The 19,719-nt window shown below is 67.7% G+C and carries 22 protein-coding genes and 2 pseudogenes; 15 read left to right on the plus strand and 9 right to left on the minus strand.

Annotated elements, in window-relative coordinates; genetic code table 11:
• Positions 1 to 18 precede the first annotated feature (18 nt).
• The gene (locus CSW63_RS03125) at positions 19 to 1,686 is read left to right on the plus strand and encodes a bifunctional diguanylate cyclase/phosphodiesterase (protein WP_062094997.1); all 1,668 of its coding nucleotides are present in this window, start codon (positions 19 to 21) and stop codon (positions 1,684 to 1,686) included.
• Here CSW63_RS03125 and CSW63_RS03130 read toward each other — a convergent pair.
• On the minus strand, positions 1,683 to 2,270 hold the full coding sequence (locus CSW63_RS03130; RefSeq protein ID WP_062094999.1) for a YqgE/AlgH family protein: 588 nt from the start codon (positions 2,268 to 2,270) through the stop codon (positions 1,683 to 1,685). The two genes, CSW63_RS03125 and CSW63_RS03130, sit on opposite strands and share 4 nt — an antisense overlap.
• Before the next feature lie 126 nt (positions 2,271 to 2,396).
• Here CSW63_RS03130 and CSW63_RS03135 point away from each other — a divergent pair, with 126 nt between their 5' ends.
• Positions 2,397 to 2,879 carry a peroxiredoxin gene (locus tag CSW63_RS03135; protein ID WP_062095001.1) on the plus strand — a complete coding sequence of 161 codons (483 nt, stop codon included), beginning with the start codon at positions 2,397 to 2,399 and terminating at the stop codon, positions 2,877 to 2,879.
• Between the two features lie 33 nt (positions 2,880 to 2,912).
• On the opposite strand, the gene CSW63_RS03140 is transcribed toward CSW63_RS03135, so the two are convergent.
• Complete coding sequence (locus CSW63_RS03140; RefSeq protein ID WP_062095003.1) at positions 2,913 to 3,356, minus strand: MarR family winged helix-turn-helix transcriptional regulator; 444 nt, start codon at positions 3,354 to 3,356, stop codon at positions 2,913 to 2,915.
• Between the two features lie 125 nt (positions 3,357 to 3,481).
• Between CSW63_RS03140 and CSW63_RS03145 the strand changes: the two genes are divergently transcribed.
• The gene (locus CSW63_RS03145) at positions 3,482 to 4,462 is read left to right on the plus strand and encodes an alpha/beta fold hydrolase (protein WP_099503930.1); all 981 of its coding nucleotides are present in this window, start codon (positions 3,482 to 3,484) and stop codon (positions 4,460 to 4,462) included.
• Here the strand turns inward: CSW63_RS03145 and CSW63_RS24080 are convergent.
• Both CSW63_RS24080 and CSW63_RS03150 read right to left on the minus strand, forming a co-directional pair.
• Positions 4,452 to 4,578 (minus strand): annotated as a pseudogene (locus CSW63_RS24080) (hypothetical protein); the annotation flags it as partial. The gene CSW63_RS03145 and the pseudogene CSW63_RS24080 sit on opposite strands and share 11 nt — an antisense overlap.
• A gap of 21 nt (positions 4,579 to 4,599) precedes the next feature.
• Positions 4,600 to 6,412 (minus strand): annotated as a pseudogene (locus CSW63_RS03150) (acyl-CoA dehydrogenase).
• 142 nt (positions 6,413 to 6,554) lie between these two features.
• Here CSW63_RS03150 and CSW63_RS03155 point away from each other — a divergent pair.
• Genes CSW63_RS03155 through CSW63_RS03170 form a run of 4 tightly spaced genes read left to right on the plus strand, consistent with a single transcriptional unit; the run spans position 6,555 to position 10,870 of the window.
• The gene (locus tag CSW63_RS03155) at positions 6,555 to 7,202 is read left to right on the plus strand and encodes a YceI family protein (protein WP_062099203.1); all 648 of its coding nucleotides are present in this window, start codon (positions 6,555 to 6,557) and stop codon (positions 7,200 to 7,202) included.
• A 31-nt stretch (positions 7,203 to 7,233) separates the two neighbouring features.
• Complete coding sequence (locus CSW63_RS03160) at positions 7,234 to 8,529, plus strand: YceI family protein (protein ID WP_062099201.1); 1,296 nt, start codon at positions 7,234 to 7,236, stop codon at positions 8,527 to 8,529.
• A complete protein-coding gene (locus CSW63_RS03165; RefSeq protein WP_062099199.1) occupies positions 8,460 to 9,437 on the plus strand; it encodes an L-threonylcarbamoyladenylate synthase in 978 nt (325 codons plus the stop codon). The genes CSW63_RS03160 and CSW63_RS03165 overlap by 70 nt, the downstream gene beginning before the upstream one ends.
• A 23-nt stretch (positions 9,438 to 9,460) precedes the next feature.
• Positions 9,461 to 10,870 (plus strand): FAD-binding oxidoreductase, encoded by a 1,410-nt coding sequence (locus tag CSW63_RS03170; RefSeq protein WP_062099197.1) that lies wholly within the window; start codon positions 9,461 to 9,463, stop codon positions 10,868 to 10,870.
• Here the strand turns inward: CSW63_RS03170 and CSW63_RS03175 are convergent.
• The 3 genes from CSW63_RS03175 to CSW63_RS03185 are packed head-to-tail and all read right to left on the minus strand — an operon-like array spanning position 10,867 to position 11,964.
• The gene (locus CSW63_RS03175; RefSeq protein ID WP_099502876.1) at positions 10,867 to 11,175 is read right to left on the minus strand and encodes a hypothetical protein; all 309 of its coding nucleotides are present in this window, start codon (positions 11,173 to 11,175) and stop codon (positions 10,867 to 10,869) included. The two genes, CSW63_RS03170 and CSW63_RS03175, sit on opposite strands and share 4 nt — an antisense overlap.
• 43 nt (positions 11,176 to 11,218) lie before the next feature.
• Positions 11,219 to 11,515: a transcriptional regulator gene (locus tag CSW63_RS03180; protein WP_062093281.1), complete on the minus strand. Its 297-nt coding sequence runs from the start codon at positions 11,513 to 11,515 to the stop codon at positions 11,219 to 11,221.
• On the minus strand, positions 11,512 to 11,964 hold the full coding sequence (locus tag CSW63_RS03185; protein WP_062093283.1) for a hypothetical protein: 453 nt from the start codon (positions 11,962 to 11,964) through the stop codon (positions 11,512 to 11,514). The genes CSW63_RS03180 and CSW63_RS03185 overlap by 4 nt, the downstream gene beginning before the upstream one ends.
• 135 nt (positions 11,965 to 12,099) lie before the next feature.
• On the opposite strand from CSW63_RS03185, the gene yaaA reads away from it, so the two are divergent.
• From yaaA to rnhA, 6 genes are all read left to right on the plus strand, one after another.
• Positions 12,100 to 12,867: a peroxide stress protein YaaA gene (gene yaaA / locus CSW63_RS03190; RefSeq protein WP_062093280.1), complete on the plus strand. Its 768-nt coding sequence runs from the start codon at positions 12,100 to 12,102 to the stop codon at positions 12,865 to 12,867.
• A 100-nt stretch (positions 12,868 to 12,967) separates the two neighbouring features.
• Positions 12,968 to 13,765 (plus strand): 3-hydroxybutyrate dehydrogenase, encoded by a 798-nt coding sequence (locus CSW63_RS03195; protein WP_062093279.1) that lies wholly within the window; start codon positions 12,968 to 12,970, stop codon positions 13,763 to 13,765.
• Between the two features lie 77 nt (positions 13,766 to 13,842).
• A complete protein-coding gene (locus CSW63_RS03200; RefSeq protein ID WP_062093278.1) occupies positions 13,843 to 14,904 on the plus strand; it encodes a patatin-like phospholipase family protein in 1,062 nt (353 codons plus the stop codon).
• An 8-nt stretch (positions 14,905 to 14,912) separates the two neighbouring features.
• Positions 14,913 to 15,347, plus strand: coding sequence for an NUDIX hydrolase (locus CSW63_RS03205; RefSeq protein ID WP_062093277.1), 435 nt, complete (start codon positions 14,913 to 14,915; stop codon positions 15,345 to 15,347).
• A gap of 87 nt (positions 15,348 to 15,434) precedes the next feature.
• On the plus strand, positions 15,435 to 16,388 hold the full coding sequence (thrB, locus tag CSW63_RS03210) for a homoserine kinase (RefSeq protein ID WP_062093276.1): 954 nt from the start codon (positions 15,435 to 15,437) through the stop codon (positions 16,386 to 16,388).
• Positions 16,385 to 16,834 (plus strand): ribonuclease HI, encoded by a 450-nt coding sequence (gene rnhA / locus CSW63_RS03215; RefSeq protein WP_062093275.1) that lies wholly within the window; start codon positions 16,385 to 16,387, stop codon positions 16,832 to 16,834. The genes thrB and rnhA overlap by 4 nt, the downstream gene beginning before the upstream one ends.
• Here rnhA and CSW63_RS03220 read toward each other — a convergent pair.
• The gene (locus tag CSW63_RS03220) at positions 16,831 to 17,244 is read right to left on the minus strand and encodes a rhodanese-like domain-containing protein (protein ID WP_168193589.1); all 414 of its coding nucleotides are present in this window, start codon (positions 17,242 to 17,244) and stop codon (positions 16,831 to 16,833) included. The genes rnhA and CSW63_RS03220 overlap by 4 nt on opposite strands.
• Positions 17,245 to 17,331: 87 nt before the next feature.
• Here CSW63_RS03220 and ftrA point away from each other — a divergent pair, with 87 nt between their 5' ends.
• Complete coding sequence (gene ftrA, locus CSW63_RS03225) at positions 17,332 to 18,291, plus strand: transcriptional regulator FtrA (protein WP_082749408.1); 960 nt, start codon at positions 17,332 to 17,334, stop codon at positions 18,289 to 18,291.
• On the opposite strand, the gene CSW63_RS03230 is transcribed toward ftrA, so the two are convergent.
• Entirely contained in the window at positions 18,288 to 18,734 is a 447-nt protein-coding gene (locus CSW63_RS03230) for a helix-turn-helix domain-containing protein (RefSeq protein ID WP_062095008.1), read from the minus strand. The genes ftrA and CSW63_RS03230 overlap by 4 nt on opposite strands.
• A gap of 78 nt (positions 18,735 to 18,812) precedes the next feature.
• Here CSW63_RS03230 and CSW63_RS03240 point away from each other — a divergent pair, with 78 nt between their 5' ends.
• Complete coding sequence (locus CSW63_RS03240) at positions 18,813 to 19,667, plus strand: SDR family oxidoreductase (RefSeq protein ID WP_099502872.1); 855 nt, start codon at positions 18,813 to 18,815, stop codon at positions 19,665 to 19,667.
• Positions 19,668 to 19,719 lie beyond the last annotated feature (52 nt).

The following is a 19,719-nucleotide window of genomic DNA, read 5'->3' on the forward strand; positions in this document are numbered from 1 at the left end:
GATCTAGTTGGGACGAGCATGTCTTTTCGGACGGGCGAGCGACGGATCTGGGACACGACGGCCACGCTTGAGGCGTTAGGCGCGGCCGATGTCGCCCTGTGGATCTGGGAGCCCGAATCCGACCGCCTGCGCCTGAACGGCGCAACGCGCGCGCTGGGCCTCGGACCCCTGGCCCCCGAATGCTCGTCCGCCGCCTTTCGCGCCCTGGCCCTGCCGCAGGATCGCGCCCAGGCCGAGGAGGTGCTGAAGTCCCGCGAACCGGGCAGCGAGGTCATCGCGCGGTTCCGGGTGCGTGGCGGGGAGACCTGCCTTTGGCGGGGCGTCTGGCTGGAAGAGGGTGTCCGCGCCGCCGGCGTCGTCGCCCCTGAAACCAAATTCTCGGCCTCTGAGCGCTGCGAGCTGACGGGCCTTCTGGACCGCCGCAGCTTCATCGCCCGCGCGCGTGAACGCCTGTCGCGGGACGGGACCCACCAATTGGTTGTGGCCGACTTGGATCGGTTACGTCGCCTCAACGAGGCTCTGGGTCACGAGCGCGCGGACCTGGTTCTGGCGGCCCTCGGCTCGCGGCTCGCGGCGGCCTTCCCCGCTCAGGCGATTCTTGGGCGTATCGGCGAGGACGAGTTCGCGGTTCTGTGCGAACCGCGCGGCTATGAGCCGGCTGAAGTGCTGCGCGGCGCGCTGGAGCAGCCTCTGCGCGTCGCCGGCTTTGACATCCACCCGACCCTGTCGATCGGCGCGGTCACGGCCGAGGGCGGGCTCGACGCGCCGGACGCCGCCGAGCTGATCCGTCGCGCCGAACTGGCGGTCGAGGCCGCCGCCGCCGCCGGTCGCGGGGGCGCAGCCGCCTATGGCCGCTCGATGGAAACGGACGGGCTGTCGCGGCTGGCGTTGGAGGCCGACCTGCGGGGCGCGATCGGTCGGGGCGAGATCATGCCCTACTTCCAGCCGATCGTTCGCCTGTCGACCGGCGCCCTTTCAGGCTTCGAGGCCCTGGCCCGTTGGATCCACCCGCGTCGCGGCATGCTGCCGCCGGATGAGTTCCTGCCGCTGATCGAAGAGATGGGTCTGATGAGCGAGCTGGGCGCGCACATGATGCACGCCGCCGCCCGGCAACTGTCGACCTGGCGCGCCGCCCACCCGGCGATGGGAAACCTGACCGTCAGCGTCAACCTGTCGACCGGCGAGATCGACCGCCCGGGCCTTGTCGCCGACGTGGCCGAAACCTTGCGCGTCAACCGCCTGCCGCGCGGCGCCCTGAAGCTGGAAGTCACCGAAAGCGACATCATGCGCGATCCCGAACGGGCCGCGGTGATCCTGAAGACCTTGCGCGACGCCGGCGCGGGCCTGGCGCTGGACGACTTCGGCACCGGCTTCTCGTCGCTGTCTTACCTGACGCGCCTGCCGTTCGACACGCTGAAGGTCGACCGCTACTTCGTCCGCACCATGGGCACCAACGCCGGATCGGCCAAGATCGTGCGCTCGGTCGTCAAGCTTGGCCAGGACCTGGATCTTGAAGTCGTCGCCGAAGGCGTCGAGAACGCCGAAATGGCCCACGCGCTGCAGGCCCTTGGCTGCGACTACGGCCAGGGCTTCGGCTACGCGCCCGCCCTGTCGCCGCAGGAGGCCGAGGTCTATCTGAACGAAGCCTATGTCGACGGCGCCGCGCCGGTGAAGGCGAGGGGCTAGGCCCTTCCTGCCGTCGCCGACAGGTGGTCGGCCGTGATCCCGAGCTTCGCCAGGGCCCGGGTCCACTTGTGTTCGTGGTCCTCGTCGAACAGCAGCCCCTCGTCGGCGTCACAGATCAGCCAGACATTGTCGCGCAGCTCCTGCTCCAGCTGTCCGGGGCCCCAGCCGGCGTAGCCGAGGGCCAGCAGCGACTTGCGCGGGCGCTTCATGGCGCTGGCCATGGCGTCCAGCGCATCGCGGGTGGCGGTCAGGGCCACGCCGTCGGCCACAGCCAGGGTCGAATCCGGCGAGTTGAAATCGTCGGTATGCAGCACGAAGCCGCGTTCACGTTCTAGTGGGCCGCCCAGAAGGACGAGGTCGCTGGGCGCTTGTATCTCGGACCGCACGCCGAGCCGCTCGAGCAACTCGAACACCGTCAGCCCTTCGACCGGACGATTGACCGCGAGGCCCATCGCCGCCTCTTCGTCATGGGCGCATAGATACAGCACCGTGCGCTCGAACCGCGGATCCTCGATGCCGGGCATGGCGACGAGCAGCCTGCCGATCAGGAACTCACCGTCATCATCGTCGATTAAGCTAGCCATGCACGAAGCATTGGCTTTCGGTGTGACGGTTTCAAGTCGAACACGCCAACAAAGCGTGCTTGGCGACCGCCGCGTCGGGGTCTATTCGAGTCCCCTCAATTCATCCCCACAAGAGGAAATAGGCCCATGGCGATCAAGGTTGGCGACACGCTGCCTGCGGCGACTTTCATGACCAGCACGGCCGAAGGGCCCGCGCCGATCACCACCGATGACATCTTCAAGGGAAAGACGGTCGCCCTGTTCGCGGTGCCCGGCGCCTTCACCCCGACCTGTTCGGCCAAGCACCTGCCGGGCTTCAAGGAAAAGTCCGAGGAACTGAAGGCCAAGGGCGTCGACTCGATCGTCTGCGTCTCGGTTAACGATGTCTTCGTGATGAAGGCTTGGGGCAAGGACCAAGGCATCGACGGCGAGGTCCTGCTGATCGCCGACGGCAACGGCGACTTCACCAAGGCCATCGGCCTGGATTTCGACGGCAGCAAGTTCGGCATGGGCCCGCGCTCGCAGCGCTACTCGCTGGTCGCCAAGGACGGCGTCGTCACCCAGTTGCATGTCGAGGACGCCGGCCAGTTCAAGGTCTCGTCGGCCGAGTACCTGCTGGAACAGCTTTAAGCGTCATGGGCGCGGCGGTCTCCGCCGCGCCCTTCAGTCTCGCACGATCGCAGCGTGCAGCGCCTGGATCCGCTGGTTCAACGCGCCTAGGTCCTCGCCGTCCATGCCGGACCGCTCCAGCAGAGCCTTGTTCAGGCATCCCGACTGGCCCAACAGGGCCCGTCCCGCTTCCGTCATCGTCACCTCGACCTTGCGCTCGTCCTCGAGCCCGCGCCGCCGCATGACTAGGCCGGCGGCTTCCAGGCGCTTGACCAGCGGCGTTACGGTGCTGGACTCAAGGTCCAGCCGCGCCGCGATCGCGCCGATGGTGGCGCCATCGCTTTCGCCCAGCGCATTCAGCACAAGATACTGCGGATAGGTCAGGCCCATCGCGTCCAGCAGGGGCTTGTAGGCCCGGGTGATCGCCATGCTGGTGGCGTAGAGGGTGAAGCAGATCTGCTGATCCAGAGGATGCGGGGGCGGCGTCTTGGTCGTCATGAATCTTTCTTATCACAAAAAAGGATATCGCAGCAAATAAAATGCTGGACACGCGTTCGAGGTTCGCGTAGCTCTAAATTGTTCTCGCGATAAACGTTATTGCGAGCAAGAAATGAGGGATGATCATGAGCCAGTCGAACCAAGCTTCCCGCCGGGGCGTGATGACCGCCGGCTTCGGTCTCGCCGCCGCCGCCGCCTCGCTGGGCGCTTCCGCCCAAGCAGCGACCCCTGCGAAAAAGCCCGTCGCCTCGCCCCACGCGACCAACCGCGCCGAAAGCGGTTTCGTCACCACCAAGGACGGCGTCCAAATCTTCTACAAGGACTGGGGCCCCAAGAGCGCCCAGCCGATCGTGTTCCACCACGGCTGGCCCCTGTCGTCGGACGACTGGGACGCGCAGATGATGTTCTTCCTGCTGAAGGGCTATCGCGTCATCGCTCATGACCGCCGCGGCCACGGTCGCTCGACCCAGACCGACAGCGGCAACGAGATGGACACCTACGCCGCCGACGTCATCGCCCTGACCGACCATCTGGACCTGAAAAACGCCTTCCACGTCGGCCATTCGACCGGCGGCGGCGAGGCCATCCATTACGCAGCCCGCGCCAAGCCCGGTCGCGTGGCCAAGGTCGTGCTGGTCGGCGCGGTGCCGCCGATCATGCTGAAGACCCCGGCCAATCCCGGCGGCCTGCCGATGGAAGTCTTTGACGGCTTCCGCGCGGCTCTGCTGGCCAACCGCGCTCAGTTCTTCCGCGACATCCCCGAGGGCCCGTTCTTCGGCTTCAACCGTCCGGGCGCCAAGGTCAGCCAGGGCCAGATCGACAACTGGTGGCGCCAGGGGATGATGGGCGGGGCCAAGGCCCACTACGACTGTATCAAGGCCTTCTCGGAAACCGACTTCACCGACGATCTCAAGGCGGTCGATATCCCGGTCCTGATCATGCACGGCGAGGACGACCAGATCGTCCCGATCGCCGACAGCGCCCACCTGGCCATCAAGCTGGTCAAGAAGGGCGTGTTGAAGACCTATCCGGGCCTGCCCCACGGCATGGCCACCACCCATCCGGAGATCATCAACAAGGACCTCCTGGCCTTCTTCAAGGCCTAGGGGGCGACTTTCCTGATCGTGTCATCCCGGGCGGCGTAGCCGACCCGGGACCCAGGGGGCGGCGCACAGACGCTTCCCCCTGGGTCGCGGCTCTCCGCTTTGCTACGGCCGGGATGACGCGGCTTTGAGTATTGGTTCTACGCTCCCAGAACCTCGGGCGTCATCGCAGCAAGATCCGCCGCCCCCAGCATGACTCCGGCGGCCGCGCCGGGCGCTTGCGCCAGCACCGATTCGGCGAACACCCGAGCCAGGGCGCGCTTGCTCTCGGCCCAGGCCTTGTCCGCCTCGCCCGAGGCCGCCAAGGCGCCCTTGGCCAGCATCCAGCCGCCGACCGTATCACCCAGCAGCTTCTGATAGGCCGTGGCGCCCGAAAGCGCGTCCGGCATCGCCTTGGCGCGGCGTTCGATCAGCCAGGCCGTGGCCGCGGCGGCGGCGTCGAGGGCCGCCTCCAGGCGCAGACCCACGCTCTTCAGGTCCGAAGCCTTGAGCGCGTCGATCGTGTCGCGGATGTCGTCCATCAGATCGCCGATGGCCTGACCCTCGCCCAGCATCAGCTTGCGGCCCACCAGATCGATCGCCTGGATGCCGTTGGTGCCTTCGTAGATCGGGGCGATGCGGGCGTCGCGATAGTGCTGGGCCGCGCCGGTCTCCTCGATGAAGCCCATGCCGCCGTGGATCTGCACGCCCTGCGAGGCGACGGTGACGCCGATGTCGGTCGACCAGGCCTTGGCGATGGGGGTCAGAAGTTCTTCGCGTAGCTTGGCCGCGGTGCGGGTCGCCTCGTCCGAGGCGGCGCGGGCCAGGTCGGCGGCGACGGCGGTCGACAGGCAGATGCCGCGCGCGGCCTCGATATGGGCCTTCATCAGCACCAGCGTGCGGCGCACGTCCGGGTGGTCGAACAGGCGCGCGGGATAGGCGCCGGTCCAGGCCGAGCGGCCCTGGGCGCGGTCCTGGCTGAACGCCAGCGCCTGTTGATAAGCGCGCTCGGCGATGGCCACGCCTTGGGTCCCGACCTGCAGGCGCGCGGCGTTCATCATCACGAACATGTTGGGCAGGCCTTGGCCCAGGCCGCCGATCAGTTCGGCCTTGGCGCCCTCGAACAGCATCACGCAGGTGGGCGAGCCATGGATGCCCAGTTTGTGCTCCAGGCCGCCGACGCGCAGGGCGTTGGCCTCGCCCAGCTTGCCGTCGTCGCCGACCAGCACCTTGGGCGCCAGGAACAGCGAGATGCCCTTCACGCCGGGCGGGGCGTCGGGCGTACGGGCCAGGACCAGGTGGACAATATTGTCGGCCGCGTCGTGATCGCCCCAGGTGATGTAGATCTTCTGGCCGGTGATCCGCCAGCCGCCGTCGCCGTCGGGCGTCGCCATGGTCGTGAGGGCGGCCAAGTCAGAGCCGGCCTGGGGCTCGGTGAGGTTCATGGTGCCGGTCCACTCGCCCGACACCAGCTTGCCCAGGTACTTGGCCTTCTGTTCGGGCGAACCGCACAGCTCCAGCGCTTCGATCGCGCCCAGGCTCAGCATCGGGCAGAGACCGAAGGCCATGTTGGCGGCCTGGATCATTTCGAGGACGGCGACCTCGAGAGTTTTCGGCAGGCCCTGGCCGCCGTGAGCGACGGGCGCGGCCAGGCTCGTCCAGCCGCCCTGCGCGAACTGCTGGTAGGCGTCGGCGAAGCCGGGCGCCGTGCGCACCACGCCGTTCTCCAGCTTGGCCCCGACCAGGTCGCCTTGTCGGTTCAGCGGGGCCAGGATGTCGCTGGCGAACGCGCCGGCCGCCTCAAGAACGGCTGCGACCGTGTCTGCGTCCGCCTCAGGAAAGGCGTCGGTGAGACGCTCGAAACCCGCCACATGGCGCAACGAGAAGGCAAGATCGCGGACGGGCGCGCGGAAAGTCATTGGGAGAAACTCCAGATCACGCCTTGTCTTTAAGCGCGGCGCCGAAGGTCGCCAAGCGCTCGGCGCCTCACCGATAGATATCACGCTGGTGCGTTATCACGCGCTCGTGAACACGATGCCCTTCAAAGCCGTGCTGGAGTACCTAGATCGGGAAATTGCAACTAGCGCTGTTTTAATTCTCCCTGGAGCGCCTCCCGATGTCCCGTCACTTCTCCCTGTCCAAGGTCGCCTATGGCGCCGTCGCCGTCGCCTTGCTGACGGCTCCCGCCGCCCTGGCTGCGCCGGGCGTTAGCTCGACCAAGCCCGCCGACCTGCCGGCCGGCCGCTATGTGCTCGACAAGACCCATGCCTCGGTCGTGGGCAAGATCAAGCACATGGGCTTCTCGAACTACCAGTTCCGCTTCACTAAGGTCGACGCCGAGTTCACCTATGATCCGAAGGCTCCGCAGGACGCCAAGATCACGGTGACCATCGATCCGGCTTCGATCGACACCTCGACCGGCGCCGACGCGTTTGGCCTGAAGTTCAACAAGGAGCTGGCCGGCGACGGCTGGCTGGAGGCCAATAAGTATCCGACCGCCACCTTCGTCTCGACCAAGGTCGAGCCGGGCGCGGGCCAGACCGGCAAGGTCTATGGCGACTTCACCCTGCATGGCGTGACCAAGCCGATCGTGCTGGACGTCACCTTCAACGGCGTGGGCTCGGGCTTCGCGCCGGGCAGCGTCAAGACGGGTTTCTCGGCCGTGACCTCTATCAAACGCTCGGAGTTCGGCGTCAGCAAATATGTGCCGCTGGTCGGCGACGAGGTCGCGTTGAGCATCGAAGTCGAGTTCGACAAGAAGTAAGCTTGGCCTAACAGGGATCTGGGAGAGTCGCATGGCCGAGAACCGGACACGCTACACGACGGTGGCGATCGCGCTGCATTGGCTGATCGCCGCGGCCATCATCTTCCAGATCATCCTGGGCTGGCGGGCGGGGGACGGGCCCAAGGGGCCCGCGACCTTCGCCATGATGCAGCTGCACAAGTCGATCGGGATCACCATCCTGCTGCTCAGCTTGGCGCGTCTGGGCTGGCGGCTGGTCAATCCGGCGCCGCCGGCTCCGGCGGGTCAGCCCCGCTGGGAGCAGATCGCCTCCAAGGTGGTGCATATCGGCTTCTACGTCGTCATGATCGGCCTGCCGTTGACGGGCTGGATCCTGGTATCGACTAGCCGGACGAACCTGCCGACGATCCTGTTCGGCGCGATACCCTGGCCGCACCTGCCGCTGTTACCGGATTTGGCGGCCGGTCCCAAGCACCTGTGGCACGAGATCGGCGAGATCGGTCACGGGGTGCTGGTTAAGACCACCTACCTGTTGCTGCTGCTGCACCTGGGCGCGGTGGCCAAGCACCAGATTCTCGACAAGGACGCAGTGTTCCAGAACATGGCGCCCGGCGCCAGACCCGGCTGGAAGGAGCCGCGCCTGTGGCTGGCCGCGGCCGGCTTCGCCGCCGTGGTCGCCGCTGGCTATCTCTACATGCCTAACACCGCGCCGTCGGCGCCGCCACCTGCGCCGGTGGAGCCCGTTTCGGCGGCCCAGCCCGCAGCCGCGCCCGCGTCGACTGCGGCGTCGCCTGCGGCCCCGGCCGCCACGTCGGAAGCGGCCGTTACGCCGCCCGCCGATGACCTCAAGGATCCCGTCGCCTGGACTGTCCAGAAGGGCGCCGCCCTCGGCTTTACCGCCACCTGGTCAGGCGCGTCTATTGAGGGCCGCTTCCAGCGCTGGACCGCTGACATCCAGTTCTCGCCCGAGGCGCTGGACCGCTCAAAGGTCACGGTCGGCGTCGACCTGGCCTCGGCCGAGACTGGCGACGCCCAGCGCGACGCCAGCCTGACCGGCGAGGACTTCCTGGACACCGCCGACCATCCCAAGGCCGTCTTCACGGCGACCAAATTCCGCAAGACCGGTGAGGGGCGCTATGTCGCCGACGGCAATCTCGATCTACGCGGCGTGAAAAAGCCGCTCAGCCTGCCGTTCTCCCTAAAGATCGACGGCGACACGGCGACCGCCAGCGGTGTAACCAGCCTGGACCGGACGACGTTCGGCGTGGGACAGGGTGAATGGGCTTCGACGGACGAGATCGCGGCGCAGGTGAAGGTGAGCTTCAAGCTGACCGCCAAGCGGAAATAGCGGCCGCCGCCGAGGCGCTGCGCGCCGGCGGCCTGGTGATCCTGCCCACCGAGACCGTCTATGGCCTGGGCGCGAACGCCGCTGACCCCACCGCCGTGGCCGCGATCTTCGAGGCCAAGGGGCGGCCGCGCTTCAACCCCCTGATCGCCCATGTCGCCGATCTGGAGACCGCCGCGCGGATCGCCGCCTTCGATGACCGCGCCTTTGCGCTGGCGCGGGAATTCTGGCCCGGTCCCCTGACCATCGTGGCGCCGATCCGCGACGCCGAGGCCGTCTGCGACCTGGCCCGAGCGGGCCTCGACACAGTGGCGATCCGCGTGCCGGGGCATCCTCTTTCGCGCGCTGTGCTCGCCGCCTTTGGCGGGGCCGTCGTCGCGCCGTCGGCCAATCGCTCGGGACGCCCCAGCCCCACCACCTATGCCGACGCCATGGCCGAGACCGGCGACAAGGCTGCGTCCAGCCTGGACGGCGGGCCCTGCGCCGTCGGACTGGAATCGACGGTCGTCTCGGTGCTGGACGGCGAGGTGCGGCTTCTGCGGCCCGGCGCGGTCACGCGCGTGCAGTTGCAACAGGTCATCGGCCGACTGGCCGAGGCGCAGGACGACGCCAAGCGCTCGCCGGGGCGGCTGGCCCTGCATTACGCGCCTGACGCGCCCGTGCGGATCAACGCCAGGACGCCCGAAGCGAGCGAGGCCTATCTGGCCTTTGGTCCCTGGTCCGAAAGCTCGCGCGTCTTCAACCTCAGTCCGACCGGGGATCTCGCCGAGGCCGCCGCCAATCTGTTCGCGTTCCTGCGCGCCGCCGACCGCATCCGACCGTCGGCGATCGCGGTGGCGCCAATCCCGGAGGAGGGGCTGGGCGAGGCGATCAACGACCGCCTGCGGCGCGCGGCGGGCTATGTCGGTTAGCTCCAGAGGCCTATGATCGCATCATGACCAAGCCCGTCCCCGCCGATGTCGTGTCCCGCCTGAAAGCCGTGCTCGGTGAGGGCGGCTGGAGCCAGGATCCGGATGTGATCGCGCCCAGGCTCGTGGAGTGGCGCGGTCGTTGGCGCGGCGAGACGCCGCTTCTGGTCACGCCCCGCTCGACGGCCGAGGTCGCCGCAGTGGTCGCGATCTGCGCGGCTGACGGCGTAGCGATCACCCCGCAGGGCGGCAACACCGGCCTCGTGGCGGGCCAGATTCCGCAAGGCGAGATCCTGCTGTCGACCCAGAAGCTGACGGCGGTCCGCGACGTTGATCCGATCGACGACGCGATGGTGCTGGAGGCCGGCGTCACTCTTTATGAAGCCCATCAGCAGGCGGCCAAGGTTGGTCGGCGTTTCACCGTCGGCGTGGCCTCGGAGGGATCCTGCACGATCGGCGGGCTGATCTCGACCAACGCCGGCGGCACGGCCGTCCTGCGTTACGGCATGATGCGCGAGCAGGTCCTTGGCATCGAGGCGGTGCTGCCCAACGGTGAGATCTGGAACGGCCTCAAGCGGCTGCGCAAGGACAACACCGGCTATGACCTCAAGCAGCTGTTGATCGGCGCCGAGGGCACGCTGGGGATCGTCACCGCCGCAAGCCTGAAGCTGCACGCGCCGCTGGCCTCACGCGCCGTGGCGATCGTGGGCCTGGCCTCGCCGGCCGACGCCATCCAGCTTCTGGCGCGGGCCAAGGACGAAACGGGCGGGGCGGTCGAGGCCTTCGAGCTGATGGGCCGTCTCGGCTTTGAGCTGACCGTCCGCAATGTGCCAGGCCTGCGCGATCCGCTGCCCGAGGCGCACCCCTGGTACGTGCTCATCGAGATCGCCAGCGGTGAACCGGGCGCGGCCGAGGCGGCGCTGGAGCGTCTGTTGGCCGGGGCCCTGGAGCAGGGCCTGATCGCCGACGCGGCGGTGGCGCAAACCCAGACGCAGATGAAGGCGTTCTGGCACATCCGCGAAGGCCACTCCGCCGGCCAGAAGCCGGAAGGAACCGTCTGGAAGCACGATGTCTCGGTGCCGGTCTCGAAGATCCCCGACTTCATCGGCCAGGCCAATGCGGCGATCGAGAAGGCTTTCCCGGGAACCCGGATCGTCGCCTTCGGCCATGTCGGCGACGGCAATGTCCACTACGACGTCCTGCAGCCCGTCGACGGCGACGGCGACGCCCACGAGGCCCAGCGGGAAGCTGGGGCCAAGATCATCCACGACATCACCGCCGGCTTCAGCGGCTCGATCAGCGCCGAGCATGGCCTGGGCGCGATGAAGACGGGCGAGGCGCTGACCTATAAGGACCCCATCGAGGTCGCGGCTCTGCGGGCGATCCGGGGGGCGCTGGACCCGAAGCGGATCATGAACCCCAGGGTTCTCTTCTAGGCGGCTGGCGTGGCTTGCGCCCGCCTGCGGGCGCGCAGCCACAGAGCCAGCATGACCAGGAACGCGCCGCCGGGGATCGTCGACCGATGGAAGCCCGGCTGCGTCCCGGGGATCAGATTGATCGCCAGGGGAATAAAGCCCCACCGCCCGCTCGCCTGCTCCATCCAGAACGCGCCCACCCCGATGAAGCACGCCACCGCCCAAAGGGGGCGGAACTTCAGCGTCCTGTCGCGAAGCACGAAGAACAGGGCGGCAAACACCGGAATCGGCCAGGCGAGGGCTGCGGCGAGGCCAAGGGTGTTCATGCCCGGCTGGATAGCCTCGCCGCTCCTCGAGGTCGAGGCGTTGTTACGCCTCGGGCACGCCCGCCATCATCGCCTTCAACGCGGCGAGGTGGCCCTTCAACGCCTTGCGCCCTTCGCCGGACAGCGACAGCCAGGTCCGCTGCCGGCCGTCGGAGGCGGCCTTCTTGACCCGGACATAGCCGGCCTCTTCCAGGGTCTTCACATGCTTGCTGAGCACCGACTCCGAGACGTCCAGCGCCTCGCGGACGGTGGCGAAATCGATGGTGTCCACCGCCGCCAGCATGCAGCACATCTGCAGGCGGTTTGGGGCGTGGATCACCGGATCAAGCGCTGCGCTCACAAGCGCCCCCCATCGCGCAGATCGGCGCGGAAGGCGGCCTCCCAGACAAAGCCGCCGATCGTCACGATCACCGCGATCAGGCCCGCGAACACGAAGGGGGCCAGCGTCTCCTTGCGCGTGTGGAACAGCCAGGCGGACAGCAGCATCAGGCCGGTGGTGATCGTCGCCAGTCCCACGGCCACCCAACGCGTCCGTCCAGCACGATAGCCGCTGACCCACAGGCCGGTGCGCTTGATGTAGGCGCGGACCAGCAGCACCAAGCCGGCGATGAACACCGCGTAGTAGGCCAGCATCCCCGGCACGGGCGCGGCCTGGACCGCGCAAAGACCGCCCATCAGCAGTCCCAGGGCGGGGTGGTACCAGGCCGGCGCTCTGACGCGCTTGGTCAAATCGGCGTTTGCGGCCTCAAGTTCGGCCAGCATCCGCAGGGCGTCTTCGTCTCGGGTCACGGCGACCTCCTCGCTTTCCAATGCGGAAAGTCATAGCGGATGACTTTCCATTATGGCAAGTCAAAACTTTCCACGTCGGAAAGTGATTATCCTCCGCCCTAGCGCTTGGCGCTGTAAGCCTCTATCTCCCCGGCCATGTTGATGGTCATCTCGCCTGCCAAGTCGCTGGACTTCACCGCGCCCCAGACGGTGCTGCCGCTCACGACGCCTGAGCTGAAGCCGCAGATCGCCGAGCTGGCCAAGGTCACGCGCAAGCTGACGGCGGCGGATCTGAAACGGCTGATGCACATCTCCGACGCCCTGGCCACGTTGAACCGCGAGCGGTTCCAGGCCTTCGACCCCGAGGTCGAGGACGGCCTGCAAGCCGTCATCGCCTTCAACGGCGACGTCTATGCGGGCCTGAACGCGCGCGAGCTGGATCGTCCGGCCCTGGAGTGGGCGCAGGATCACTTGCGGATCCTGTCGGGCCTGTATGGCGTGCTGCGCCCCTTCGATGCTCTGCAGCCGTATCGCCTGGAGATGGGCACGCGCCTGAAGACCAAGAAGGGCGCGAACCTCTACGACTTCTGGGGCGAGACGATCTCCAAGACGCTCAACCAGGCGGCCGAGGGGCACGCTGACCCGACCCTGGTGAACCTGGCCAGCCAGGAGTATTTCGGCGCGGTCGACGCCAAGGCGCTGAAGCTGCGCGTCGTCACTTGCCACTTTAAGGAAGAGAAGGGCGGCGAGCTGCGCGTGCTGGGCTTCTTCGCCAAGAAGGCGCGGGGGCGGATGGCGCGGTACGTCATCGACAATCGGATCGATCAGGCCGAGGGCCTGAAAGGCTTTGACCTGGACGGCTATCGCTTCCAGCCGTCGCTTTCCACCGATGCGGACTGGGTTTTCGCTCGCCCGCAGCCCTGAATTCATCTATCGATGAATTTATAAGCGCTCGCCCTTCGCAAGGGCGAGCTATATGCTGCACCGCAACACGCGATAGGGCAGCACTTCAGGGAGCGCGCGCATGGCCGTCGATTTCGGTTTGCAGGGGCAGGTCGCCATCGTTACCGGCTCGACCAGCGGCATCGGCCACGCCATGGCCGACGCGCTCGCCGCCCAGGGCTGCAACATCGTCATGAACGGTCTGGGCGAGATGAACGCCATCGAGCGCGCCCGCGCCGAGATGGCCGAGACGCACGGTGTGGAGGTGCTTTATCACGGTGCCGACATGACGAAGCCGATCGAGATCGCCGACATGGTCCGCGCGGCCAAGGCCGAGTTCGGCGAACTGGACATCCTGGTCAATAACGCCGGCGTCCAGCATGTGGCCCCGGTCGAGGATTTCCCGGACGACAAGTGGGACCTGATCATCGCCATCAACCTCTCCTCGGCCTTCCACGCCACCAAGGCGGCGGTGCCGATCATGAAGGAGCAGGGACGGGGTCGCATCGTCAACGTCGCCTCGGCGCACGGCCTGGTCGCCTCGCCGTTCAAGGCCGCCTATGTCGCGGCCAAGCACGGGATCATGGGCCTGACCAAGACGGTCGCCCTCGAGGTCGCCCAGCACGGCGTCACCTGCAACGCCATCTGCCCGGGCTTCGTAAAGACCCCCCTGGTCGAGGCCCAGATCGCCGACCAGGCCAAGGCGCGCGGCATCTCCGAAGAAGCCGTGATGAAGGACGTGATCCTGGCCAGCCAGCCGACCAAGCAGTTCGTCACCTTCGACCAACTGAACGGCATGTTGCTGTATCTGGTCTCGGATCTTGGCGCGTCGGCGAACGGCGCGGCCTATCAGGTGGACGGCGGCTGGGTCGCCCAATAGGCCAAGCCACACTTTCGCCTGTCGCCGGGGGCAGGAAGCGCTACTGATCGGAAGGGCTTGGTCCTTCGGGAGGTCGCATGCCGATTCCGCCGTTCAAGAAGAAGCCTTCGGGCCCCAAGGGCCTCAGCATCGCCTTGCAAGGCGGTGGCGCGCATGGCGCCTTCGAGTGGGGCGTGCTGGACCGCCTGCTCGAGGAAGACGGGCTTGAGATTCGCGCGGTCACCGCCGCCTCGGCCGGCGCGATGAACGCGGTCTGTCTGGCCCAGGGCCTGATCGACGATGGCCGGTCGGGGGCGCGGACGCGGCTGGAATCGTTCTGGCGGAACGTAAACCGGGCCGGCGGCCGCAACGTCTTCGGGGACACCAGCATCTGGACCAATGCGTTCGGCGGCGGGGTCGATTGGCTGAAGAATACGCCGGGTTGGCGGATGGCCGAGACCATCGCCCTGTCGTTCAGCCCCTATGAGTTCAACCCGTTCAACCTCAATCCCCTGCATGACGTGCTGGAGGGTGAGATCACCTTCAGCCGGATCCGGGGCGAAAGCCCGATCAAGCTCTACATCTCGGCCACCCAGATCCGGACCAGCAAGTCGAAGGTCTTCCGCGAGACCGAGCTGACCTCGCGCCACATCATGGCCAGCGCTTGCCTGCCGCAACTGTTCCAGGCGGTGGAGATCGACGGCGAGCCCTACTGGGACGGTGGCTTCTTGGCCAATCCGCCGCTGTGGCCGCTGTTTTACGACGACACGCCCGACGACATCCTGATCGTCACGCTCAACCCGTTCGTCCGCGAGGAGACGCCCAAGTCTCCGGGCGAGATCATGGACCGGCTGAACGAGATCACCTTCAACGCGTCCCTGGCCTCTGAACTGCGGGCCATCGGCTTCGTCCAGAAGCTGTTGGACGAAGGCCTCCTGAAGGACAACGCCCGGGGGCGCTACCGCCGGATGCTGGTCCACGCCATTACCGCCGACAAGCCGCTGGCGGACTTGTCCCTGTCGACCAAGTTCAACACCGAATGGAGCTTCCTGACGGATCTGAAAGAGCGGGGCCGGGCGGCGACGGAAGCTTGGCTGGCGGATTGCGGCGATTGCGTCGGCGAGAAGTCCAGCGTCGATCTCAAGGTCGGTTTCCCCTAAGCTAGGGCATGAGCCATCCCGTTCCCACTGTCGGCGTCGTCTGTCTTCGGGGCGAAGAGGTCTTGCTGATCAAGCGCGGCACGCCGCCCAGGCTTGGGCAATGGAGCGTGCCCGGCGGCAGGCTCGAATGGGGCGAGACTCTGCAAGGCGCGGCGCTGCGCGAACTCAAGGAAGAGACCGGCGTCGACGCCGACCTGTTGGGGCTGATCGACGTGATCGACGGGGTTTTTCCCGCCAGACCCTCTCTTGACGGGAAACCCGGCGAGATCACCCGACACTATGTGCTGATCGACTACGCCGCCCGCTGGACCGGCGGCCAGCCCATGGCCGGCGACGACGCGGCCGAAGCGCGGTTTGTCTCCCGCGAAGAGGCGATGGCCCTGGTCGAGTGGGAAGAGACCCGACGCGTGATCGCCGAGGCGTTCGAGCGGTTTGGGGGATAGGGTCCGTTGAGCAGGGTTCGCACCATACCCTGACGCCTTCTCGTCAAGCCTCTTGACCGCCAGCGCCCCGTCCCGCATCCCGGCGGCATGGCCGTCTATACCGACATCACCGACCAAGAACTCGAAGCCTTTCTCGGAGGCTATGACCTCGGCGCGCCGCTGGCGTTCAAGGGCATCGCCGAGGGCGTGGAGAACTCCAACTTCCTGCTGGAGACGGAGAAGGGGCGCTACATCCTGACCGTCTACGAGCGGCGGGTGAAGGCCGACGACCTGCCGTATTTCCTCAACATGCTGACCTGGCTGGCCGACAAGGGCTATCCCAGCGCGCGGCCGATCCCGACCCGCGCGGGTGCGACGCTGTCGAGCCTGCGCGGCAAGCCCGCCGCCATCGTCGAGTTCCTTCCGGGTCTTTCGGTGCGCAAGCCCACCGCCGCCCACTGCCGCGAGGCGGGCGAGGGCCTGGCCTGGCTGCACCTGGCCGGCGAGGGCTATCCCGGCCGCCGCGCCAATGACCTTGGCCAAGCCGCCTGGTCGCCGCTGTTCGCCAAGCACCGCAAGGCCGCCGAGGATCTCAAGCCGGGTCTATCGGCCACGATCGACCAGGACCTGGCGCAACTGGCCCTGATGTGGCCGCGAAACCTGCCGACCGGCGTGATCCACGCTGACTATTTTCCGGACAACGTCTTCTTCCGCACCGACGGCAAGTTCGCTGCGGCGATCGACTTCTACTTCGCCTGCGACGACGCCTATGCCTACGACGTGGCCGTGACGCTGAACGCCTGGTGCTTCGAGGCCGACGGCAGCTTCAACATCACCGCGGCCAAGGCCCTGCTGAACGGCTATGAGCGCCGGCGGCCGTTGAGCCCGGCCGAAAAGGAAGCCCTGCCGATCCTGGCGCGCGGCGCGGCGATGCGGTTCTTCCTGACCCGCCTGGCCGACTGGGGCTCGACCCCCGCCGGGGCGCTGGTCCGGCCCAAGGACCCTCTGGAGTACGAGCGCAAGCTGGCCGTTCACCGCGAGGGCCTCGTGCTGTTCGCATGACGCCGAAGGTCACGATCTACACCGACGGCGCTTGCAAGGGTAATCCGGGCCCGGGCGGCTGGGGCGCCATCCTGTTCTATGGCGACAAGAAGAAGGAAATCTGCGGCGGCGAGCCGGGGACGACCAACAACCGCATGGAGCTGATGGCCGCCATCCAGGCGCTGGAGCTCTTGAACCGCCCCTGCGTGGTCGAGTTGCACACCGACAGCCAGTACGTGATGAAGGGCGTCACCGAATGGATCCGGGGCTGGAAGGCGCGCGGCTGGAAGACGGCCGACAAGAGCCCGGTCAAGAACGACGACCTCTGGAAGCGTCTCGACGCCGCCCGCGCCCGGCACGACGTCGACTGGCGCTGGGTAAAGGGCCACGCCGGCCACCCGCTCAACGAACGGGCCGACCAGCTGGCCAATGAAGGCCTGCGAGAGGCCAATCCGCGCGTGATCTAGAGGCGGCCGGCCTCGGGTCCTTCGGCGAACGGCAGCCCCTCGTCCGCCCAGCCGGTGATGCCGCCGATCATCAGCTTCACCGGTCGTCCGAGGGCCGCCAGCTTTAGCGCCGCGCGATCGGCGCCGTTGCAGTGCGGCCCGGCGCAGTAGACGACGAACAGGGTTTCGGGCGGCCAGACGGCCATGCGCTCGGCGGTGATTTCGGCGTGGCGCAGGTGCAAGGCTCCGGGCACGTGCCGACGAGCATAGGCCTGCGGCGAGCCCACCACATGCAGCAGGACGAAGTCCACCTCGTTCGCCTGCATCGCGGCCGCGACGTCGGCGCAGTCGGTCTCCAGCGAGAGGCGCGCGGCGAAGTGGGCGGCGGCGACGGGCGACGCGGCGGCGGAGATCTCGGATACAAAGCTCATGATGGCCTCCATTTACGAACGCCACCACACTTGCCGTGGTCCAGACTTCCGCGTTAGTTGGCAAGATCGACATTGACCGTAAAGATCATGCCAAACGCCTCGCCGCTGGTCGTGGCCCTCGCCTATGACGGCCTTTGCACCTTCGAGTTCGGCGTGGTGGTCGAGCTGTTCGGCCTGCCTCGGCCCGAGATGGGTGAGGGCTGGTACCGCTTCGCCACCGCCGCCGTGGAGCCGGGCGAGCTGCGCGGTCTCGGCGGCGTGCGGATCGCCGCGGACGGCGGCCTTGAGCTGCTGTCGCGGGCCAGCGTCATCGTCGCGCCGGGCTGGCGCGGCGCGGAGCATCCCGTCCCGCCGGCCTTGATCGACGCGTTGATCGCCGCCCACGCGCGTGGCGCCCGGCTGATGTCGATCTGCTCGGGCGTCTTCGTGCTGGCGGCCACGGACCTGCTGGATGGCCGGCGCGCGACGACCCACTGGCGCTATGCTGAGACGTTACGGATGCGCTATCCGGCGATCGAGGTCCTGCCTGACGTGCTCTATGTCGACGAGGGCGAGCTGCTGACCTCGGCCGGCAGCGCGGCGGGCCTGGACCTCGGGCTGCACCTGATCCGCCGGGACTTTGGGCCGGAGGCCGCTAACAGCGTCGCCCGCCGGCTGGTGATCCCGCCGCATCGCGACGGGGGCCAGGCGCAGTTCATCGACCGGCCCGTGCCGGTCGCGCACGAGGCCTCGCGCCTGTCGCCGGTTCTGGACCGGATGCGCGCCGATCTCGCCGGCGATCACACCATCAAGGCCCTGGCCACGGTGGCGGGCATGAGCCAGCGCACCTTCCTGCGCCGGTTCGAGGCCGCGACAGGCCAAACACCAGCCCGCTGGCTGCTGGCCGAGCGGCTGGCCCGCGCCCGCGACTTGCTGGAGACATCCTCCGTCGGCGTCGATCATGTCGCCGAGGCGGTGGGGCTGGGCGCGCCGGCCCTGCGCCATCACTTCCGGCGGCAATTCTCGACCACGCCCGGCGCATACCGGGCGCGTTTCGCGAGAGGCTAGCCCACAGACTCCGGCGTGTAGGTCTCGAGGTGCTCGGGGGGCCAGTTGGGCAGGATCCGGTCAAGGTTGACCTCGATCCAGTCGGCCAGGCCCCGGACCCGCTCGGCGACCTCCAGACCCAGCGGCGTCAGGCTGTACTCGACATGGGGTGGCACGACTTCGAAGGCCTCGCGGCGCACGAAGCCGTCGCTCTCAAGCAGTTTTAGGGTCTGTGCCAGCATCCGCTCGCTGACGCCGCCGATCTGGCGCTTGAGCTGGCTGAACCGCAGCGTGCGGCTCTCCAGCGCGATCAGCACCAGAACGCCCCATCGGCTGGTGACGTGGTTGAGCACCTCGCGCGAAGGGCAGGCGGCGACCATCAGGTCCGCCTGCAACACTCCATCGGCCAGCAGTTGGGACAGCGGGCGACGCGGCGTCTCCGAAGGAAGGTCATTCAGTTTCATGCTTACCTTTATGTGCGTACTTACGAAAAATAAGCAATGCGCCTAGGTGATGCTTGTCCGCTAAAAAGGAGCAGGAACATGACGATCATCGCCGTCACCGGCGCCACCGGCCAACTGGGCCGCCTGGTCATCGAGCAGTTGAAGACCCGCGCGCCGGCCGAGTCCCTCGTCGCCCTGGTCCGCGACCCGGCCAAGGCGGCCGACCTGGGCGTCGAGGTCCGCGCCGCCGATTACGACCAGCCCGCGACCTTGGTCGCCGCCCTCGCGGGGGTCGACGTCCTGCTGCTGATCTCCAGCGACGCGATCGGCCAGCGGGTGGCGCAGCACCGCAACGTGATCGAGGCCGCCAAGGCGACCGGCGTGAAGCGGATCGCCTACACCAGCATCCTGAGGGCCGACGACACACCGATCGGCCTGGGCGTGGAACACCGCGCCACCGAAGCGATGATCCGCGAGTCCGGGCTTGCCTACACCCTGCTGCGCAACGGCTGGTACCTGGAGAATTATGCCGGCGCGATCGTCGGCGCGCTGCACGCCGGCGCTTTCGTCGGCAGCGCGGATCAGGGCCGCATCTCCGCCGCCGCCCGGGCCGACTATGCTGACGCTGCGGCGATCGTACTGACCAGCGACGGGCACGAGGGTCAGACCTACGAACTGGCGGGCGACGAGGCCTTCACCATGGCCGAGCTCGCCGCCGAGACCTCGCGCCAGACGGGGCGGGACCTGCCCTACAACAATCTGCCGGAAGACGCCTACGCCGAGGTTCTGAAGAGCATCGGCCTGCCCCCGCCCGTGGCCGCCATGCTCGCCCAGTCCGACGTCGGCGCGGCCCAGGGCGCGCTGTTCAACGCAGATCGGCGGCTCTCGCGTCTGATCGGACGCCCGACCACGCCCTGGCCCGCGTTCGTGGCCGGAGTTTTGGAGTCTCAATAGGCGGCTCGCCACGATCGCCCACGAAGTCTGTGGGCGATCGTGGTTTTCCCCT

The sequence above is a fragment of the Caulobacter sp. FWC26 genome, assembly GCF_002742645.2.
GTDB lineage: Bacteria > Pseudomonadota > Alphaproteobacteria > Caulobacterales > Caulobacteraceae > Caulobacter.

Excerpts from the sequence above, each read along its gene's own strand:
- CSW63_RS03125 (WP_062094997.1), top strand. The coding sequence starts at position 19 with ATGTCTTTTCGGACGGGCGAGCGACGGATCTGGGACACGACGGCCACG.
- CSW63_RS03130 (WP_062094999.1), bottom strand. The coding sequence starts at position 2,270 with ATGGCTAGCTTAATCGACGATGATGACGGTGAGTTCCTGATCGGCAGG.
- CSW63_RS03135 (WP_062095001.1), top strand. The coding sequence starts at position 2,397 with ATGGCGATCAAGGTTGGCGACACGCTGCCTGCGGCGACTTTCATGACC.
- CSW63_RS03140 (WP_062095003.1), bottom strand. The coding sequence starts at position 3,356 with ATGACGACCAAGACGCCGCCCCCGCATCCTCTGGATCAGCAGATCTGC.
- CSW63_RS03145 (WP_099503930.1), top strand. The coding sequence starts at position 3,482 with ATGAGCCAGTCGAACCAAGCTTCCCGCCGGGGCGTGATGACCGCCGGC.
- CSW63_RS03155 (WP_062099203.1), top strand. The coding sequence starts at position 6,555 with ATGTCCCGTCACTTCTCCCTGTCCAAGGTCGCCTATGGCGCCGTCGCC.
- CSW63_RS03160 (WP_062099201.1), top strand. The coding sequence starts at position 7,234 with ATGGCCGAGAACCGGACACGCTACACGACGGTGGCGATCGCGCTGCAT.
- CSW63_RS03165 (WP_062099199.1), top strand. The coding sequence starts at position 8,460 with ATGGGCTTCGACGGACGAGATCGCGGCGCAGGTGAAGGTGAGCTTCAA.
- CSW63_RS03170 (WP_062099197.1), top strand. The coding sequence starts at position 9,461 with ATGACCAAGCCCGTCCCCGCCGATGTCGTGTCCCGCCTGAAAGCCGTG.
- CSW63_RS03175 (WP_099502876.1), bottom strand. The coding sequence starts at position 11,175 with ATGAACACCCTTGGCCTCGCCGCAGCCCTCGCCTGGCCGATTCCGGTG.
- yaaA (WP_062093280.1), top strand. The coding sequence starts at position 12,100 with ATGTTGATGGTCATCTCGCCTGCCAAGTCGCTGGACTTCACCGCGCCC.
- CSW63_RS03195 (WP_062093279.1), top strand. The coding sequence starts at position 12,968 with ATGGCCGTCGATTTCGGTTTGCAGGGGCAGGTCGCCATCGTTACCGGC.
- CSW63_RS03200 (WP_062093278.1), top strand. The coding sequence starts at position 13,843 with ATGCCGATTCCGCCGTTCAAGAAGAAGCCTTCGGGCCCCAAGGGCCTC.
- CSW63_RS03205 (WP_062093277.1), top strand. The coding sequence starts at position 14,913 with ATGAGCCATCCCGTTCCCACTGTCGGCGTCGTCTGTCTTCGGGGCGAA.
- thrB (WP_062093276.1), top strand. The coding sequence starts at position 15,435 with ATGGCCGTCTATACCGACATCACCGACCAAGAACTCGAAGCCTTTCTC.
- rnhA (WP_062093275.1), top strand. The coding sequence starts at position 16,385 with ATGACGCCGAAGGTCACGATCTACACCGACGGCGCTTGCAAGGGTAAT.
- CSW63_RS03220 (WP_168193589.1), bottom strand. The coding sequence starts at position 17,244 with ATGAGCTTTGTATCCGAGATCTCCGCCGCCGCGTCGCCCGTCGCCGCC.
- ftrA (WP_082749408.1), top strand. The coding sequence starts at position 17,332 with ATGCCAAACGCCTCGCCGCTGGTCGTGGCCCTCGCCTATGACGGCCTT.
- CSW63_RS03230 (WP_062095008.1), bottom strand. The coding sequence starts at position 18,734 with ATGAAACTGAATGACCTTCCTTCGGAGACGCCGCGTCGCCCGCTGTCC.
- CSW63_RS03240 (WP_099502872.1), top strand. The coding sequence starts at position 18,813 with ATGACGATCATCGCCGTCACCGGCGCCACCGGCCAACTGGGCCGCCTG.